17 protein-coding genes are annotated in these 16,963 nt (G+C 41.7%); 3 read left to right on the forward strand and 14 right to left on the reverse strand.

Annotated features, from left to right (window positions below):
• Nucleotides 1–20: 20 nt before the first annotated feature.
• The 3 genes from hemL to A9267_RS09705 all read right to left on the reverse strand — a co-directional run bounded on the left by hemL (nucleotide 21) and on the right by A9267_RS09705 (nucleotide 4,297).
• Nucleotides 21–1,313, reverse strand: a complete 1,293-nt coding sequence (hemL, locus tag A9267_RS09695) for a glutamate-1-semialdehyde 2,1-aminomutase (RefSeq protein ID WP_055024241.1) — start codon at nucleotides 1,311–1,313, stop codon at nucleotides 21–23.
• A 28-nt stretch (nucleotides 1,314–1,341) separates the two neighbouring features.
• Nucleotides 1,342–2,361 (reverse strand): aspartate carbamoyltransferase, encoded by a 1,020-nt coding sequence (locus A9267_RS09700; RefSeq protein ID WP_055024240.1) that lies wholly within the window; start codon nucleotides 2,359–2,361, stop codon nucleotides 1,342–1,344.
• A 211-nt stretch (nucleotides 2,362–2,572) separates the two neighbouring features.
• Nucleotides 2,573–4,297, reverse strand: coding sequence for a chloride channel protein (locus A9267_RS09705; RefSeq protein WP_065109023.1), 1,725 nt, complete (start codon nucleotides 4,295–4,297; stop codon nucleotides 2,573–2,575).
• Nucleotides 4,298–4,364: 67 nt separating this feature from the next.
• Between A9267_RS09705 and A9267_RS09710 the strand changes: the two genes are divergently transcribed.
• Entirely contained in the window at nucleotides 4,365–5,078 is a 714-nt protein-coding gene (locus tag A9267_RS09710; RefSeq protein WP_231919069.1) for a DUF6776 family protein, read from the forward strand.
• A 79-nt stretch (nucleotides 5,079–5,157) separates the two neighbouring features.
• Nucleotides 5,158–5,508, forward strand: a complete 351-nt coding sequence (gene erpA, locus A9267_RS09715) for an iron-sulfur cluster insertion protein ErpA (RefSeq protein ID WP_055024237.1) — start codon at nucleotides 5,158–5,160, stop codon at nucleotides 5,506–5,508.
• Nucleotides 5,509–5,588: 80 nt separating this feature from the next.
• Here the strand turns inward: erpA and A9267_RS09720 are convergent, their stop codons facing one another.
• From A9267_RS09720 to A9267_RS09740, 5 genes are all read right to left on the reverse strand, one after another.
• Nucleotides 5,589–6,101: a hypothetical protein gene (locus tag A9267_RS09720; RefSeq protein WP_231919070.1), complete on the reverse strand. Its 513-nt coding sequence runs from the start codon at nucleotides 6,099–6,101 to the stop codon at nucleotides 5,589–5,591.
• 192 nt (nucleotides 6,102–6,293) lie between these two features.
• Nucleotides 6,294–6,680 (reverse strand): DUF2750 domain-containing protein, encoded by a 387-nt coding sequence (locus A9267_RS09725; RefSeq protein WP_055024236.1) that lies wholly within the window; start codon nucleotides 6,678–6,680, stop codon nucleotides 6,294–6,296.
• 135 nt (nucleotides 6,681–6,815) lie between these two features.
• Nucleotides 6,816–7,517 carry an aquaporin Z gene (gene aqpZ, locus A9267_RS09730; protein ID WP_055024235.1) on the reverse strand — a complete coding sequence of 234 codons (702 nt, stop codon included), beginning with the start codon at nucleotides 7,515–7,517 and terminating at the stop codon, nucleotides 6,816–6,818.
• Nucleotides 7,518–7,712: 195 nt separating this feature from the next.
• Complete coding sequence (locus A9267_RS09735) at nucleotides 7,713–8,888, reverse strand: anhydro-N-acetylmuramic acid kinase (protein WP_082972328.1); 1,176 nt, start codon at nucleotides 8,886–8,888, stop codon at nucleotides 7,713–7,715.
• Between the two features lie 121 nt (nucleotides 8,889–9,009).
• A complete protein-coding gene (locus A9267_RS09740) occupies nucleotides 9,010–10,536 on the reverse strand; it encodes a peptidoglycan DD-metalloendopeptidase family protein (RefSeq protein ID WP_065109024.1) in 1,527 nt (508 codons plus the stop codon).
• A 122-nt stretch (nucleotides 10,537–10,658) separates the two neighbouring features.
• Between A9267_RS09740 and tyrS the strand changes: the two genes are divergently transcribed.
• Nucleotides 10,659–11,855, forward strand: a complete 1,197-nt coding sequence (tyrS, locus tag A9267_RS09745; protein WP_055024233.1) for a tyrosine--tRNA ligase — start codon at nucleotides 10,659–10,661, stop codon at nucleotides 11,853–11,855.
• An 83-nt stretch (nucleotides 11,856–11,938) separates the two neighbouring features.
• On the opposite strand, the gene A9267_RS09750 is transcribed toward tyrS, so the two are convergent.
• The 6 genes from A9267_RS09750 to A9267_RS09775 form a co-directional block, all read right to left on the reverse strand.
• Nucleotides 11,939–12,382 (reverse strand): nuclear transport factor 2 family protein, encoded by a 444-nt coding sequence (locus tag A9267_RS09750; protein ID WP_055024361.1) that lies wholly within the window; start codon nucleotides 12,380–12,382, stop codon nucleotides 11,939–11,941.
• A 42-nt stretch (nucleotides 12,383–12,424) separates the two neighbouring features.
• The gene (locus tag A9267_RS09755; protein WP_065109025.1) at nucleotides 12,425–13,057 is read right to left on the reverse strand and encodes a trimeric intracellular cation channel family protein; all 633 of its coding nucleotides are present in this window, start codon (nucleotides 13,055–13,057) and stop codon (nucleotides 12,425–12,427) included.
• On the reverse strand, nucleotides 13,050–13,472 hold the full coding sequence (locus A9267_RS09760) for a DUF2721 domain-containing protein (protein ID WP_055024231.1): 423 nt from the start codon (nucleotides 13,470–13,472) through the stop codon (nucleotides 13,050–13,052). The genes A9267_RS09755 and A9267_RS09760 overlap by 8 nt, the downstream gene beginning before the upstream one ends.
• A 68-nt stretch (nucleotides 13,473–13,540) precedes the next feature.
• A complete protein-coding gene (locus A9267_RS09765) occupies nucleotides 13,541–14,557 on the reverse strand; it encodes a cobalamin biosynthesis protein CobD/CbiB (protein WP_065109026.1) in 1,017 nt (338 codons plus the stop codon).
• A 44-nt stretch (nucleotides 14,558–14,601) separates the two neighbouring features.
• Nucleotides 14,602–15,294, reverse strand: coding sequence for a 5'-methylthioadenosine/adenosylhomocysteine nucleosidase (locus tag A9267_RS09770; protein WP_065109027.1), 693 nt, complete (start codon nucleotides 15,292–15,294; stop codon nucleotides 14,602–14,604).
• 256 nt (nucleotides 15,295–15,550) lie between these two features.
• Nucleotides 15,551–16,963 carry an FAD-dependent oxidoreductase gene (locus tag A9267_RS09775; RefSeq protein ID WP_065109028.1) on the reverse strand — a complete coding sequence of 471 codons (1,413 nt, stop codon included), beginning with the start codon at nucleotides 16,961–16,963 and terminating at the stop codon, nucleotides 15,551–15,553.

Genomic DNA, 16,963 nt, shown 5'->3' on the forward strand with positions numbered 1-16,963 from the left:
CTCATCGCTCAAGCAAAGGGTTATAACGCCTTTAATGCAGCAAATGCTTTATCTGCAGCAGCAAGTGTTAATTCAAGCTCTTCTTCACCGTGAGCCATAGATAAGAAGCCAGCTTCATAAGCACTTGGTGCTAAGTAAACGCCTTCATCAAGCATTAAGTGATAGAAATGACGGAAATGATCCATGTTACATTGAGTCACTTGGTCAAAGCTGGTGATTGGGTTTGTGTCTTCAGTAAAGAAGAAACCAAACATACCGCCCACTTGGTTAATGCTTAATGGAATACCATGCTTATCAGCAGCCGCTTTAAAGCCTTCAGCAATGCGCTTGGTCTTAGCGGTTAATTCTTCGTAAAGGCCAGGCTGACATAATGCGTCCATTTGCGCTAGACCCGCAGTCATGGCAATAGGGTTACCTGATAACGTACCAGCTTGATACACAGGGCCCGTAGGAGCAATGTACTGCATCACATCTTTACGGCCACCAAAAGCACCGACTGGCATGCCGCCGCCAATCACTTTACCTAGCGTCGTAAGATCTGGCTTCACATTGTAGTGGCCTTGTGCACCGCTTTTAGATACGCGGAAACCCGTCATGACTTCGTCAATGATCATTAATGCACCGAACTCATCACAAATTGCACGTAAGCCTTCAAGGAAGCCCTCAACAGGAGGGATGCAGTTCATGTTGCCAGCAACAGGCTCAAGAATGATACAAGAGATAGCCTCAGGATGTTCATTGAAGATAGCTCTAACTGAGTCTAAGTCATTATAAACCGCGGTTAGTGTGTGCTTAGCAAAGTCTTCAGGAATACCAGGAGAGCTTGGTTGACCAAGGGTTAAAGCACCAGAGCCAGCTTTAACTAATAAGCAATCAGCATGACCATGGTAACAACCTTCAAACTTTAAGATTTTGTCACGGTTGGTGAAACCACGTGCTAAGCGAATCGCACTCATTGTGGCTTCAGTACCAGAACTGACCATACGAACTTGTTCGATTGATGGCACCATTTCAATAACTTTTTCAGCCATTTTAACTTCAAGTTCAGTTGGCGCACCAAATGATAAACCGTTCTCTACCGCTTCTAATACTGCTTGGCGGATTTGCGGGTTGTTGTGGCCTAAAATCATCGGGCCCCAAGAACCAACATAGTCGATATATTTTTTGCCATCAGCATCGTAAATATAAGCACCATCAGCTTTTTCGATGAATAGTGGCGAGCCACCAACACCATTAAAGGCACGGACTGGTGAGTTTACGCCACCAGGGATGGTTTGTTTTGCTTGTTCAAAAAGCGCTTCTGAGCGGGTCATGTGAAATCCTTCTAATTTCTTCAGCTGACTATCTATCAGCTTTTCGTGAATACCAATTAACTGGGCACTCGTGTTGTTTTAACTCGTTTTCAACACCAAGCGTTAACGCAAAAAGTGCCATTCGAATAAGTAGCCCATTGTCCGCTTGTCTGAATATGGCCAGACTTGGGTGGCTATTTAAATCATTATCTAATTCATTTGCTGCCGCGCGTGAGTCACGAGGTAATGGATGCATAATCACAGTATTGGATTTACAGTGTTGCGTGTAAATACTGTGGTTTAATCTAAACTTACCGCGATATTTGTCCGCTTCATCTTGTGATGGGAAGCGTTCTTCCTGAATACGAGTCAGATAGAGTATATCAGCTTGATGTAAATTACCTTCTAACTGATCTGTTATTGTGATCTTATGACCAGCATTTTCAATGTCACTGATCACATAGTCAGGCATTGCTAGGTCAGTTGGGGAAATTAATGTGAATTGAATGTCTTTATACATGCAAAGTAACCGTGATAAAGAATGCACAGTTCGCCCATGTTTTAAGTCACCAACCATCGCGATATGCATTCCGCTGATATCTTGTCCATGATGGCTTAATTCTTTTTGGATGGTAAATAAATCCAGTAGTGCTTGAGTCGGATGCTCGTTTGAACCGTCACCACCATTAATGACCGGTACTCGACTGCCTTCGGCAAACTCTTTTACTGAAAAAGGTTCAGGGTGACGCATTGCAATCACATCGGAGTATGTCGATAACACTCTTGCGGTATCGTATAACGACTCACCTTTAGATAAAGATGATGAGCCCATCCCGACTGTTTCTCTAACATGACCGCCAAGTAAGTTAAATGCACAGCCAAAACTGACTCGGGTACGTGTGCTAGGTTCAAAAAACAAATTACCTAAAATTGCACCGTCTAACACCTTAGTGCGCTTTTCTCGTAAAGCGTAAGGCGTCATGTCTTCAGCGACATTAAAAATAGTATTGATTGCATCAAGATCCAGTTGATTAACTGAAAGAATGTGAGAACCGCTAAACTGTGTCATCAGCCTGATTTCCAATTATTAGGAGAATAAATAGGGCTATTTATTCTGTGGTTATGTAGGGTGGCTGAGGCGAGATTTTAACAGAGAGTGAATGAATATTAAATCTCGCTAATGATTATTTATCACTTTTTAGACATAACACAGATTAGCCATATAAGAACAATAGGCAATGACGATGAACTTAGAGTAACTCAGTGTTTTGATATACTGATTACACCTGACCTGAGCGGATTTCTTGCCAGAGGTTTGCCCAGCTAATAACCCCCACAATATGCTGATTATTGTCTCGGTAAATATACACTTCGCCACGACGCTTAATCGACAGCAACTCATATACTTCATTGAGAGTGGCAGTATCTGGAAATCCTTGCATAACATGGCGTGACAAGGTGGTTGAATCTTCAAAGGATTGCATTTCAAGGCTCAACATTTGAATTTGAGATTCTGCATTTCTGACTAATACCGGTCTGCCTTCTGCCCGTTTCATGACTTCTAGCAATAGATCGTCATTATCATTGACGATAACAAAACGTCTATCCATCAAAGCACGCACGCCTTTTTTCTGTAATCCTTGATTCACCGGTGGGACTTTATATCCAAGCCCCATAATATCCAGCTGTTTTAAAAAGACCGAGCTGGTATTAAAGCCCTGATAGGCAATCAAAAATGCAGGAATGGTCACAAACATTGCAGGAAGGATGATTGAGGCGTCGTTGGTCAATTCTAATAGTGCAACTAAAGCAGCTAAAGGTGCACTGAGACATACGCCCATCATGGCAGTCATGCCAATGACGGTATATAGCCCCACATATGGTGCAATAGATGGAAAAAATATCGCACTTACTAGTGCGAGTATTGCCCCAATAAGCGCGCCAATCCCGTAAAGGGGGCCGATTAAACCACCAGGAATGCCAAAGCCTATTGCAGCAATAGTGGCAATAATTTTACCCACTAATAGTGCGAGTAAAAACAGTAAACTCGGATTATCAATAATGGTTGCTTGAATCGCTAAATCACCAGAGCCGAGCGCTTGAGGCAAGAACAGTCCAATAAGCGTTGTGACACTTGCTGCTATCATTAAGCGATAAATAAGTGGCCAATGTTGGCCAATTGCCGTCATCTTTAATAATGAATGATTAAACCCTGCGGCTGCGCAGCCAAGTACGATGCCCCCTAACGCTAGGATGGGGTAATGATCAAGCGGGATACGAGTCACCGTAATGAGATCGTATTCGTGGATGTTACCAAACACCAGTTGGCTTGAAAGTGCTCCGCAAATTGCTGATAACATAATGGGGAAAAAATAATGGATTTTGTATTCACGGACGATGACTTCAAATACAAATAACACGGCAGCCAATGGAGCGTTAAAAATGGCGGCGATACCAGCAGCAATACCGCTAGCGCACATAATACGTACACTGTTATCAGGAAGCTTGAATTTTTCAGCAAGGTAACTCGCGCTGGTCGCTCCTAGGTGAATCGCTGGGCCTTCTTTACCCACTGAGAAGTTGGCGATTAAAGCAATGAGCGCTTGAAAAAACTGTCCAGGAGCCGATTGAAGCGGCACTTTGCCATAATGTAGCTTGAAACGATGCAGTACATAAGCAATGCCCATTCGGCGGTACCGCTTTGAACCAATGCCTGCCACAACCCATATGAGTAAGGCGCCAACAATAGGCAAATAAGTTCGCCAATCACTTACAGCGCTTGAAAAATCTGTTGCTTCTGGAATGGTGTGTTCTTGAGCCCAACCCAGCGCAAGCCGAAATAGGATTATGACCCCAGATGCAATAATGGCAAATAGCAGTGCTATGACGCAAAGTTGCGCACTAATCTTCGCTTGAGAAAGCTTATCTCTCAAATCATTACGAAGATATTTGCGTGTCGCAGCTTTGGCGTGAATAATAGCGGCTTTATTTATCTTAATTTGCACTGTATTGCCTAAGATCCATTTAAGGGCGAATTGTTGTCATTGTATTTTATTAAGGGCTTGTTACCTAATGCTAAATTATCATCGCTTGCTTGACCGCTTGCAAGTTCAAGAACGTAAATTTCGCTCGTCTGGCTTATATCTAACTGCACTCATTGCCGTGAGCTTTCTTATTGGAGTGTTAAGCCACACGGTGTTTATTGCTGAGGTGGTGGAACCAGAGCAAGCATCGGCAGAAATCACTAGCCTAAATACTGAACTTAAACGTCAATCCCATGTGGTTTCTCGCCTTGAAATGGCATTAGCGATTGAAAAAGAAGCCAATGCAAATATGAAGCAAATGTTCAGTAAACAAATTCAGAAACAGAAAAACCTAGAGCAAGAGTTGGCATTTTATCGCAGCTTGATGTCACCGGAGAAAGAAGTCGATGGCATTGCCATTCATGGTCTTGAACTTTCTAAAGGTTTATTGCCAAACCGTTATCAATTACGCTTGATTTTAACTCAGCTACAAAAACGTAAAAATAGCGTGAAGGGTGTGGCTGATGTGGTTCTTGTTGGTGTTCAAGATAATGAACAAATTGAAATTTCATTAAATGATCTCGACATTGAAAAGTTTAATTTTGGTTTTCGTTACTTCCAAATGTTTGATGCAGAGATTAGCTTACCTCAAGGGTTTGATTTACAGAGAATTAAAGCTGTCGTTCAAGTCAATGCAACCCGAGGAGTGAAAGGGGGACGTATTGAGCAAACGTTTGAGATCGCAGAGTTACTAGAAAGCTAAAAAAGAACTAAGAGTAATACTTGAACAAATTAGTCAGGTAATAGATAATTCCGACCTGAAACTGAAGTAAGAGGTAGTAATGACTGAACAAACAGATGCAGCAATGCCAATTCAATTTACAGACGCTGCGGCAACGAAAGTGAAGGGACTGTTAGAAGAAGAGCAGAACCCTGAATTAAAGCTTCGTGTATATGTAACAGGTGGCGGTTGTTCAGGTTTTCAATACGGTTTTACTTTCGATGAAAAAGTGAACGAAGGTGACTTCACGATTGAAAAGCAAGGAGTTCAACTGGTTGTCGACCCTATGAGTCTTCAATACTTAGTTGGGGGCGAAGTTGATTACACTTCTGGCCTTGAAGGTTCTCGCTTTTTCGTTAAAAATCCTAATGCAACAACCACCTGTGGTTGTGGAGCGAGCTTCTCGGTTTAAGCTTTTAACAGTTTACGAGTCATAAAAAAGCCGTCTAAAGACGGCTTTTTTCATATCTGAATGGCAGGGTTTAGCTGTTATTAGCTGATAATATTAAAGTTCATTCTAGGTTTGAACCACTTTAAAACTGCTTTATCAAAACTTATCCATACCTGTATTAATGCAAGTACGATTAAAACTGTAAAGATGACCCAGTCAGATAACACCATTTGCATAAATCCAAAATCAACAGTCGTGGGGCCTGCAACGATATTATCGGGATCATACATGATGGCTGGTAAAGCGCTGTATAACGCGAGTTGTAATATGGCATAGGCTCGCAGCATATAAAGTGCAGCTTTTTGTCTACCCGCAACACCTAGCACCATCATCAAGGTCAATATGCATAATAAAACCCCTTGTTGAGCCATCAAACCGCTGACAGAGGTAATAACATACACACACATTAACGCGATGAGTCGCTTAGGAAAGAGAGGTTTGTTTTGCTCTTGAGGTGCTGGTGCGCTGTCTGTCACTTCTGAAAGTTGATCAGACGTACGGTTGTCAGTGTTAAGTTCAGTTTCTTGTTGAGGGTTGTTTTTATTATCAGTCATAACGCCTTAACTTTATTGTTTATTATTCTTTTGTTTATTACTTCGACAGTTACGCCTTGTTTTACTTCATCATTTGCGCTGCAACGGCTGAGGGCATTAAAAACTAAGCTTATTAAGCACGCTTCATAAATCCTCATTATAAGTGCACTGATTGAGCATTTAGCCAGCTACAGCGTAAATGATAAAACTCGATTAGTGTTTAGCTTGTTTCTTTGGCGTTAAACGTTGGTCAAGTTCATAAGGTGGGATAACAACCCCCAGATCTTCTTGAACGGGGAAAACGGCAACAAATAGGTCATCTTCTTCCATACCAGACACCCAACGTTGTTGGAATTCACTTAATGGAATTGATAGTGGTTCACAATCTTTCCACTCTTCAACAGCCCAAAGTTTTGCCGCTTCTTCAGAAGGCCACATCGGGATACAATCTTCATCTTCTGTTGTTAGCATGACACAGCCATCTTGATCTTGCAGGCTCCAGATTTGTTGTTCTTGTTTAACTTGCTCAACTAAATAGTCATAGCGTGCTTCAGGGGTCATATTAAGTTGGTCGGCAATTGATTTCATTTTGCTGCTCATGGTTGGCTCTCATAACAAGGTGTCGCAAATGTGGCGTACAGTAACGCAATTGGGTCATGATAACATTGACTGCTAAATTGAAAAAGAAAAGAGCACACTCGGTGCTCTTTGATAGATATAGCCTCACTCAATATACTAATGCTCAGCGGGTTGCTCAAAAAAGCGGAAGATCATACCAGCGAGAATCGCCCCAGCGATTGGCGCAACCCAGAATAACCATAACTGCGACAATGCCCAGTCTCCAACAAAAAGCGCAGGACCAGTACTTCTAGCTGGATTTACAGATGTGTTAGAAACAGGAATACTGATTAAATGGATTAAAGTTAAGCCTAAACCTATGGCAATGGGAGCAAAGCCAGCTGGAGCACGTGCATCTGTCGCACCAAGTATGATTAATAAAAAGAATAAGGTCATGACCACTTCTGTGATCAGCACGGATGTCATGCTATAACCGCCTGGTGAATGTTCGCCAAATCCATTTGATGCAAACCCACCTGCAAGACTAAAACCATCTTGACCACTCGCGATTAAAAACAACACCCCTGCACCAGCAATCCCCCCCGCGACTTGGGCAAGGATATATGGTGCTAGTTCCGCAGTCGGGAAACGACCGCCTGCCCATAATCCAAAAGATACAGCTGGGTTTAAGTGGCACCCTGAAATATGACCAATTGCAAAGGCCATCGTAAGAACGGTTAACCCAAATGCTAAGGCAACACCTAATAACCCAATGCCGACATCCGGAAATGCCGCAGCGATAACGGCACTACCACAACCTCCTAATACGAGCCACAAAGTACCAATGAACTCTGCTAACATTTTTTGCTGAATACTCATTTAAATGTCCTTATAAAAATTGAATACTGCTGTTTAAAACACAATTAACGTCCACAAAGAGTTAAGCAGTAAACCTTTATAAATTCAATTGAACATCATTGATAAATTGATGGGAGCTTGAGTGATGAAAATGGGAAGGCTGAAGCGATGTATTTTCATTCGTCGCTGCATCATGTTATTGAATGAAGGTAATGGTTAATAAGCGCTGTAAAAATGACCTAAAATCGCAGCTCGTTTTGCTCCTGTCACTGCGGGTAAGTTCCCGGTTTTTCCTAATACATGGCGCATTGCGAGCCAAGCAAAAGCGATTCCTTCAACCCATTTAGGATCGATACCAATGTCGCTGGTGGTAGAAAGTGACAGTTGAGGCAGTAATTGCTTAAGTCGCTTCATTAACTCTGAATTTAAAGCGCCACCACCGCAGACAAACACTTCTCCATTTTTAGCAATGGCTTGAATGTCGTTAGCAATAGAGTGACAGGTTAAGTCAAGTAGCGTGGACTGAATATCAGCAGGTTGTAGATGAGAGAAGTTAGCCAATTGCTGTTCAAGCCATGCTTGGTTAAATAGCTCCCGGCCCGTACTTTTAGGGTAATCCAATGCGAAGTCGGGGTGAGATAAAAGTTGCTTTAGAAACGCTGGGTCGGTGTTACCAGAAGCTGCCCATTGTCCTGATTCATCAAAAGGGCGTTGTAACTCTTGATTAATATACGCATCCATCAAGGTATTACCTGGGCCTGTATCAAATCCAATGACTGCTTCACTGTCACCATTGAGGTAAGTAATGTTCGCTATGCCTCCAATATTGAGAATAAAGCGGTGACAATCTTTCTGAGCAAAGCTGGCATGATGAAATGCTGGAACAAGCGGTGCGCCTTGTCCACCTAAAGCAATATCTTTACGACGAAAATCGGCAATAACATTAATATCGGTTTCAACGGCGATGGTTTCAGGATCGCCAATTTGCAGCGTAAAGCCTTGCTCTAAATTAGGCATATGCCGAATTGTTTGCCCGTGACTGCCAATGGCAATAACCGCAGATTTATCAATTCCCGCACGGTCGACTAGCTCATTAACTGCTTGGGCAAATAACAACCCCATTGCGCGATCTGTTCTTCCCATAATATTAATTTCATCAGAATTTGGGGAACATAAACGATGTAGGTTATTTAATATATGAGCAGGAATTTCAAGGGTATGAGTTGCTATTAGTTCGATATGATTATTTGAGAAGTCAACCAATACAGCATCAATGCCATCCATGCTAGTGCCAGACATTAACCCTATGAAGTAACCTGGCGACTGCGTGTTGCTGCCGTCAGTTTGAGTTGTGTGAGTTTGTTTCTGAGATATAGCGTTCGTTGCATTCATGGTAATGCTCATTATCTGTGTAGTCATAAAAAAGGCAGCCAATACTCATGGTAAATACTCGCCGTAAATATTAACTTCTAGTATTACGATAAAAGGTGGATTCAAGGCTGCGCATTGAATGCTAGTTTGTCGAGTTACTGGCGTAATGCAATTGCTTGTTTTGCTCGATTTTAGCCATTAATTGCTTACTTAACGCATCAAACTGTGACTTCTCTTTTTTATCAATAGGCTGTGATTTTGGCAGCTTTATTGTGCGGGGATTACGGTGCACACCATTGACGATAAATTCATAATGCAAGTGTGCGCCAGTCACGCGGCCCGTTTTACCTAAGGTACCAATAATTTGACCTTGTTTTACGGTATCGCCACGTTTTACTTTTCTTTTGGTTAAGTGCAAATACTTGGTTGTGTAAGTATCGTTATGCTTAATGAAAACATAATTACCGTTGTACTTGTTGTAGCTAGCCTCAACCACTTTACCACGACCTGCAGCTTTAATTGGCGTACCAATAGCGGCAACATAGTCGACACCTCGGTGCGCTTTCACTTGCCCTGTCACAGGGTGTAGTCGGCGTGGGTTAAAGTTAGAGCTGACGTACTTAAAATCAACCGGAGAGCGTAAGAATGCTTTACGCATGCTATCACCTGATTCTGAATAATATTCTCCGTCAGTGTATCTAACTGCGGTATATCGTTCGCCTTGGTTGTAAAACTCAGCAGCAAGAATATTCCCTGTGCCGATAAATTGACCATCAACGTATTCTTCTTCGAACATCAGCGCAAAATGATCGTCCTTACGGATATCCAGTGCAAAATCGATATCCCAACCAAAAATGTTTGCCAGTTGCATAATGTGATTTGCTGATAACCCAGCAGTGGCGGCAGCATTCCAAAAGTTACTGCTTATATTGGCTGTGATAAATTTAGTTTCTAAGGTGATGGTTTTAACCGTTACCTTTTCTTCAAATTTATCTTGGTTCTTGGTTATCACCAGTGTGGAAATCTTATCCATCTGATAACTCAGCTCTGTCACTTCGCCCTGAGCATCCTTTGTCACAGTGAGCTCTTCACCGGGCATAATTTTTAATAAATTTTTCTTGGACTTTGGCAAGCGAGTGATTTGATAAACATCTCGCGGTGTTAATCCCGCTCGGTTTGCCAGTCCGCCAAAGGTATCTCCTTTGGCCACTTTATAGCTTTTATGGGACAGTAAGTCAGCTTCTCGATAAGGGACTGCGTTTTCTTGGTCTTTTGGGGTTGATAGTAGGGTATTATCCGAAACCGATAATGGGTCAAGGTTAGCAATAGGATTACTGTCTTTAGATGGCGTTAAGGTATCCGTATCTTGTCGTGTCATTTCAGACGTAGTGGATCGACGAGATTGGCCTGGCGGAGTGGGCGTTCTAAATGCAAGTGGCACAGAATATTCAGACTGTTTATTAGGTGATGATGACTGAGTATTATCTTGATTAGTGTGTTGTGCATTAATGCGAGCAGAGATATCAACACTACCAGAAGTGACTTGTTTTGAGGCTTGGACATCATCAGAGGGGAATAGCACGATAATCATCGTGAAAATTACTAATAAACTGAGTGCAATTTGATGCGCTTTTGGCAGTAATTTGAATAAAGTGATTAACTTTGCCATTGACCTGAGTACCAATTTCTCTTTTTCGTTGTAATCCCCTTAGTGTACACACTTTCAATTAATGTGGCTAACAAGTAACATAGGCCTCTTATTTTTTTAAAGCTGCAGGAGTAGGTGCCGAAATGGCTGATTTAGACCAAGTGTTAGCAGAACTTAAACGTGGTACCGACGAAATATTAGTCGAGTCTGAGCTGCTAGAAAAACTTAAAGAAGGGCGTCCTTTAAGAATTAAGCTAGGTGCAGATCCTACCGCTCCAGATATTCACCTAGGCCACACTGTTATTTTGAATAAGTTACGTGCTTTTCAAGAGCTAGGTCATGAGGTTATTTTCTTGATTGGTGACTTCACCGGAATGGTAGGTGACCCAAGTGGTAAGAATAATACTCGTCCTCCGTTAACTCGTGAAGATGTACTTGCAAATGCTGAGACTTACAAAGAGCAAGTTTTCAAAATCCTTGACCCAGCCAAAACTCGCATTGAGTTTAACTCAAGTTGGTTAGAGCCATTAGGTGCTGCTGGTATGATCCGTCTAGGTTCTAAGCAAACTGTTGCACGTATGATGGAACGTGATGATTTTAAAAAGCGTTATGCAGCCGGCCAGTCAATTGCTATTCACGAGTTTATGTATCCTTTACTACAAGGTTACGACTCTGTCGCATTAAAGGCAGATGTAGAATTGGGTGGTACCGATCAAAAATTCAATTTATTAATGGGCCGTGAGCTACAAAAAGCGGAAGGGCAAAAGCCGCAATCAGTCATTATGATGCCGCTATTAGTTGGACTTGATGGCGTTAAGAAAATGTCTAAGTCTGCTCATAACTATATTGGTGTGAGTGAGCCTGCGAATGAAATGTTTGGCAAAATCATGTCTATTTCAGATGATTTAATGTGGAGCTATTTCGAGCTGCTTTCATTCCGTCCATTACAAGAAATTGCCCAGTTTAAAGAAGATGTTACTAATGGTCAGAACCCGCGTGATGTGAAGATTGCTTTAGCAAAAGAAATCATTGCAAGGTTCCATGACCAAGCACAAGCTGATGCAGCACATCAAGAGTTCATCAACCGCTTCCAAAAAGGCGCGATGCCAGAAGATATTGATGAGCTAGACCTTGAAGCTGGTGAAGGCCTAGCGATTGCTAACTTACTTAAAAATGCAGGTTTAGTAGGTTCTACGTCTGATGGCATGCGCATGGTTAAGCAAGGCGCTGTGAAAATGGATGGTGAAAAGCTGACTGATACTCGTCAAGTCTTTGAGGCGGGCGTGAGCGCTGTGTTCCAAGTCGGTAAGCGTAAATTTGCTAAAGTGACTCTGGTTTAATTTGAACTAAACGAGAAACGTTAAACTAAAAAACGACTCAAATGAGTCGTTTTTTTATGTCTTGCTGTCAATAAATCCTGTGGCTACTGTGATTGTAATTGATCAGACATCGTTTGGTAGTCCATTAAATCAACTTGTTCTGTCATTCTTTCAGTATTCAAATCAAATTTAAGCGTGGTAACTCCAGGCACTGCTATTTCAATTATTTTACCTGGTTTGCCAAATTGATCACCTGGACCACGTAAGTGATAATTACCAATTAGGACAACCAATGAGCCTGTATTGAACATATGCTCGATATTGAAACGATACTCTAATACACCTTCGTGAGCACGCTCTAAAAACTCAATGATATGTCGACCACCAGTGTAAGTGACGTTAGCCGTTTTATCGTAAAAAACACTATCACGATTATAAAAACGCCTTAACTGACGATAGTCATGATCGGTTAATGCTTGAATATATTGCACTGCTAATTGTTGTACTTTTGGCATCTCGCCGACAGCGGCTTGTGATGAAAAGCTCATCAAAAAAAGATACGCACTACATAGTAAACCAATTAATCGCACTCAGGGCCTCTTACTTTTTAAATCAAATGCAGGTAAAGACAAATGCCAGCGAATAGCACTTAGGCGAATAATTAAGGTGCTAAACATTGCAAAAAATAATGCGTCAATGCTATCCATTCCGACTTCAATACTCAAGGTATAACAAATCCCGCCTACAATTGATGCAGTCGCATAGATTTCAGTTCTTAAAACCATAGGGACTTGGCGACATAATAAATCACGAATTATACCGCCGCCAACGCCTGTAATTAATCCCATTATCACTGCAGACATACCGGATAATCCGAGCAATAAGGCTTTCTCTGCACCGATAACGGTAAACAGTGCTAATCCAAGTGCATCAGCGACAGGTAAAGTAAGAGTAGGGAGCTTATGAGGTTTTCTAACGAAAATAAAACATGCAAGTACTGTCGCAAGAATAACAATGATGTAATTAGAATCAGTAATCCAAAAAACCGGTGTTGAGCCAGTTATCGCATCTCGAATGCTACCTCCACCAACAGCGGTAACAGATGCGAGAACAATAACGCCAAAAGGATCCATACGGTGTTTACCCGCAGCAAGAGCACCAGACAGGGCGAAAACAGCAGTTCCACATAAGTCGAATAGGTATATCCACTCTATGTTAATCATGGTTTTGCTCTGAACTTGCACGTTGCTTTTGGCTAAATTCTTCAATATGGATATTCAATGCATCCACGGATATGCGGATTTCGATAACCGATAAGATTAAAGAATAAAGCAAAAACAATAAGCTAACGCCAAAAACAATAGAGCCTGTATGGAAGAAACCTAAATAAATGAAAATCATGCTGATCACACAGATAGCAAAACTTACAACACCCGCTTCTTGCATGCGTCTAATGATACTGATGCGTTGGCGTAAATTTTTAATTTGCTCGTTATCAACAGGCTTGCCTGAGGCACTCAGGCTGCGGATCAGTGCAGCAAGTGAAAAAAAACGGTTGGTATAGGCTAACAACAATAATGAAATTGCAGGAAATAATAAGCCGGGTGTTGTTAACGAAATTTGGATGTTATCTAACAAAAAGGTTTGCCTCTAAATAGTGCTAACGCACGTCTAAGTCCGATATGATAACGCTTTTTCGCTAAAAATTACATTGATTGAACCCACCTTAATGCGGTCCATAAAATAGGAATAGCGATGGTAAAAGATAACCAAAAAGTGACAGCCCAAGTCGTTAAGCTAATTGCATTACGGACATCTGCAATGGTAGGCACTCTTGATGGGTTAATCTTAGTAATACTGACACGATATTCAGCATTTCCTATCGTCATCTTCTGGGGGCCACCAAGTTCAATTTGCAAGATTTTTGCGCCAAGATACAAGCTAGAAGCGCCATACACGCCTTGAATGTTCTTTGACTTTTTAAACATCGCGCCGAGATTACTAAGGCCGCCCTGAAGGACTAATGTTAGATTCCATAACCACTGAGGAACAGCAAATGCGATACGGTTAATCCAGTATACTGCTGCACCAAAGTAACGGTACTGCGGAACGTAATTAGGCCAACAGTGTTCAAGTTGTTTGAATAAATGCAGTAACAATACTAACGGAGTACCGCCTAACGCATAGAACAAAATTGTTGCGACAGTGCCGTAACTTGGGCTTATCAGCAACCGTTCTATTGTGGCTTTACATATCCCCATTTCAGATAAACTGGCTGTATTTTGCATTAACCAAGGGGAAAGGTAAGTTTTAGCTAAGCCTTTTTGCCCGTGCTCTAGAGCACTAATGACATCTTTTGCAACGGGTTTAAATCCAGCGTCACTGATACAGAAATACAGCACGAGAAAGTCAAAAAACCAAGGGTAAGCAGCTAAAGAAAGAATAAAGTAAATAATAAACCAAATCGGTATAACTAATAGCGTGGTAGCCATTATTCCAGCAATTAATTGCTGCTGAGCTGAACGCTGCGGATGGTTTACTTTTTTACTGAGTAGTAAAGCAAATTGATGAAACCACACAATAGGATGCAGGTGGCGAGATAAAGGCGCAACTCTTGAAATAAGCAGCGCCATAAAGAGCACCAAGCAGCTTTTTAGTAAGTTGCCATCTGAGCGAAGCAGTTGTTCATAAAACGTGTTATCAGTGATTATGCTATCAAACATTCATCTTCACCCAGGTATGCTAACAATGAATTGCTACAAGACAATTATAGTTGTTTTAATAATGCGATAACCATTAGCGCTGAGTAATGGCCTGCTTTAACAATATAAGAGTCAAAATCAACAGGTGAGTCATTATTTGCATTGTCTGATAATGAACGAATCACGACAAATGGTACGTTAAATTGATGACAAACCTGTGCAATCGCCGCCGCTTCCATTTCACATGCTGCCATTGTCGGGAAATTGTTTAACATGACTTTAGTGCGTTCAGGATCGCAAATAAAGCTGTCACCAGTCGCAATTAACCCTTCAATTACTTGTGCTTCACCTAGGGATGAAATTGCAGATTTAGCGGCATTAACTAACTTTTCATCAGGAATGAAAGCGGCTGGTTGAGAGGCCATTTGGCCAATTTCGTATCCAAATGCGGTAACGTCTACATCGTGATGACGTACTTCTGATGAAATGACAATATCGCCAATATTTAAGCTGTCGACAAAACCACCTGCTGAGCCTGTATTGATAACGGCATCAACCTTAAAGTTATTAATCACTAGTGTCGTAGCAATACTGGCTGCGACTTTACCGATACCTGAACGAGTAACGACGACGTTTTGTCCCGATAATTGACCTTCAACAAATTCGATTCCAGCAACAGTTGAGTGAACTGGATCTGTCATTGACTCAATTAAATGAGCAACTTCTGGTTCCATGGCGCCGATAATAGCGATTTTCATAATTAAACTCTCAGTATGTGTAATTAGGCCAATGTTAAATGAGAATTGGCAAAAGGATAAAAGGCTTAAATTTGCTAAGGAAGACCGTCAATGGTTCGAACAAGGTTAAGCGGAACTCAATGGCGGCTAATATAGCATAAATGAAATTTGCAGAAGTGATATAGGTAAATTATTTCTAATAAAAAAGCGCATTTTTCAATGCGCTTTTTAGCTTGTTTGAGGTGAATTAACACATTAAAACATGATGTGTTTTTGTTTAAGCATCTTCAAAAGCGTTAAGTATTCCTTGGGCTGCATCACGACCTTCAGCAATGGCTGTTACCACAAGATCTGAACCTCGAACCATATCACCACCGGCAAAGACTTTCGGGTTTGTGGTTTGGAACGGATTATCATCAAACTTACTCGCTTTCACTAATCCCCATTCATTGGTTTCAATACCGTAGTCTTTAAACCAAGGGGCAGGGCTTGCTTGGAAGCCAAACGCAATAATAATGGCATCAGCTTCCAGTACTTGTTCACTACCTGGAATGATTTCAGCTTTTTGACGTCCAGATTCATCCGCAGCGCCCATTTGGGTTTCGACACATTCAATTCCAGTTACAACACCATTTTGCTCTTTAATCGCGACAGGTTGGCGATTAAATAAGAAGTTGACCCCTTCTTCACGAGCATTTTGTACTTCACGGCGTGAACCTGGCATATTGGCTTCATCACGACGGTATGCACAAGTGACGTTTTTAGCGCCTTGGCGAACGGCTGTGCGGACACAATCCATGGCAGTGTCACCACCACCTAGTACAACCACATTCTTGCCTTCAAGGCTTTGATATGGATTTTCTGTGCATTGGGTTCCCATTAACTCATGGGTGTTGCCAATAAGATACGGTAAGGCTTGAATAACACCTTCACTGTCTTCTCCCGGAAGACGTGCTTTCATTGCCGTATATGTGCCCATACCTAAGAATACTGCATCGTATTCATCTAATAGGGTTTGGAATGGGATGTCTTTTCCTACAGTAACGCCCATCTTGAACTCGATTCCCATTCCTTCAAGAACACTTCGGCGAGTCTGCATGACATCTTTATCTAATTTAAAGGCTGGAATACCGTAGGTAAGCAAGCCACCAATTTGTGGATATTTATCGTATACAACAGCTTTAACACCATTTCGACTTAAAATATCTGCACAACCTAAACCAGCAGGACCAGCGCCAATGATTGCTACACGTTCTTTACGTGGAGTAACCTTGCTCATATCTGGTCGCCATCCTTGGCTAATTGCGGTATCAGTAATGTACTTTTCAACATTACCAATAGTGACAGCACCAAAGTCATCGTTAAGGGTACAAGCACCTTCACATAGGCGGTCTTGCGGACACACTCGACCACAAATTTCTGGTAGCGTATTGGTTTCGTGGACTAAGTCTGCCGCTTCAAGGATACGTCCTTGTTCAGCTAACTTAAGCCAATTAGGAATATAATTGTGAAGAGGACACTTCCATTCACAATATGGGTTACCACAATCTAAACAGCGATCAGCTTGCTCTGCCACTTGGGGCTGAGAAAAAGGCTGATAAATTTCGATAAACTGTGTCGAACGCTCTGCTGCAGAGTGTTTAGAGGGATCTTTACGATCTACCTCAATAAATTGAAAATCATTACTCAT

The sequence above is a fragment of the Shewanella sp. UCD-FRSSP16_17 genome, from assembly GCF_001675935.1.
Classification (GTDB): domain Bacteria; phylum Pseudomonadota; class Gammaproteobacteria; order Enterobacterales; family Shewanellaceae; genus Shewanella; species Shewanella japonica.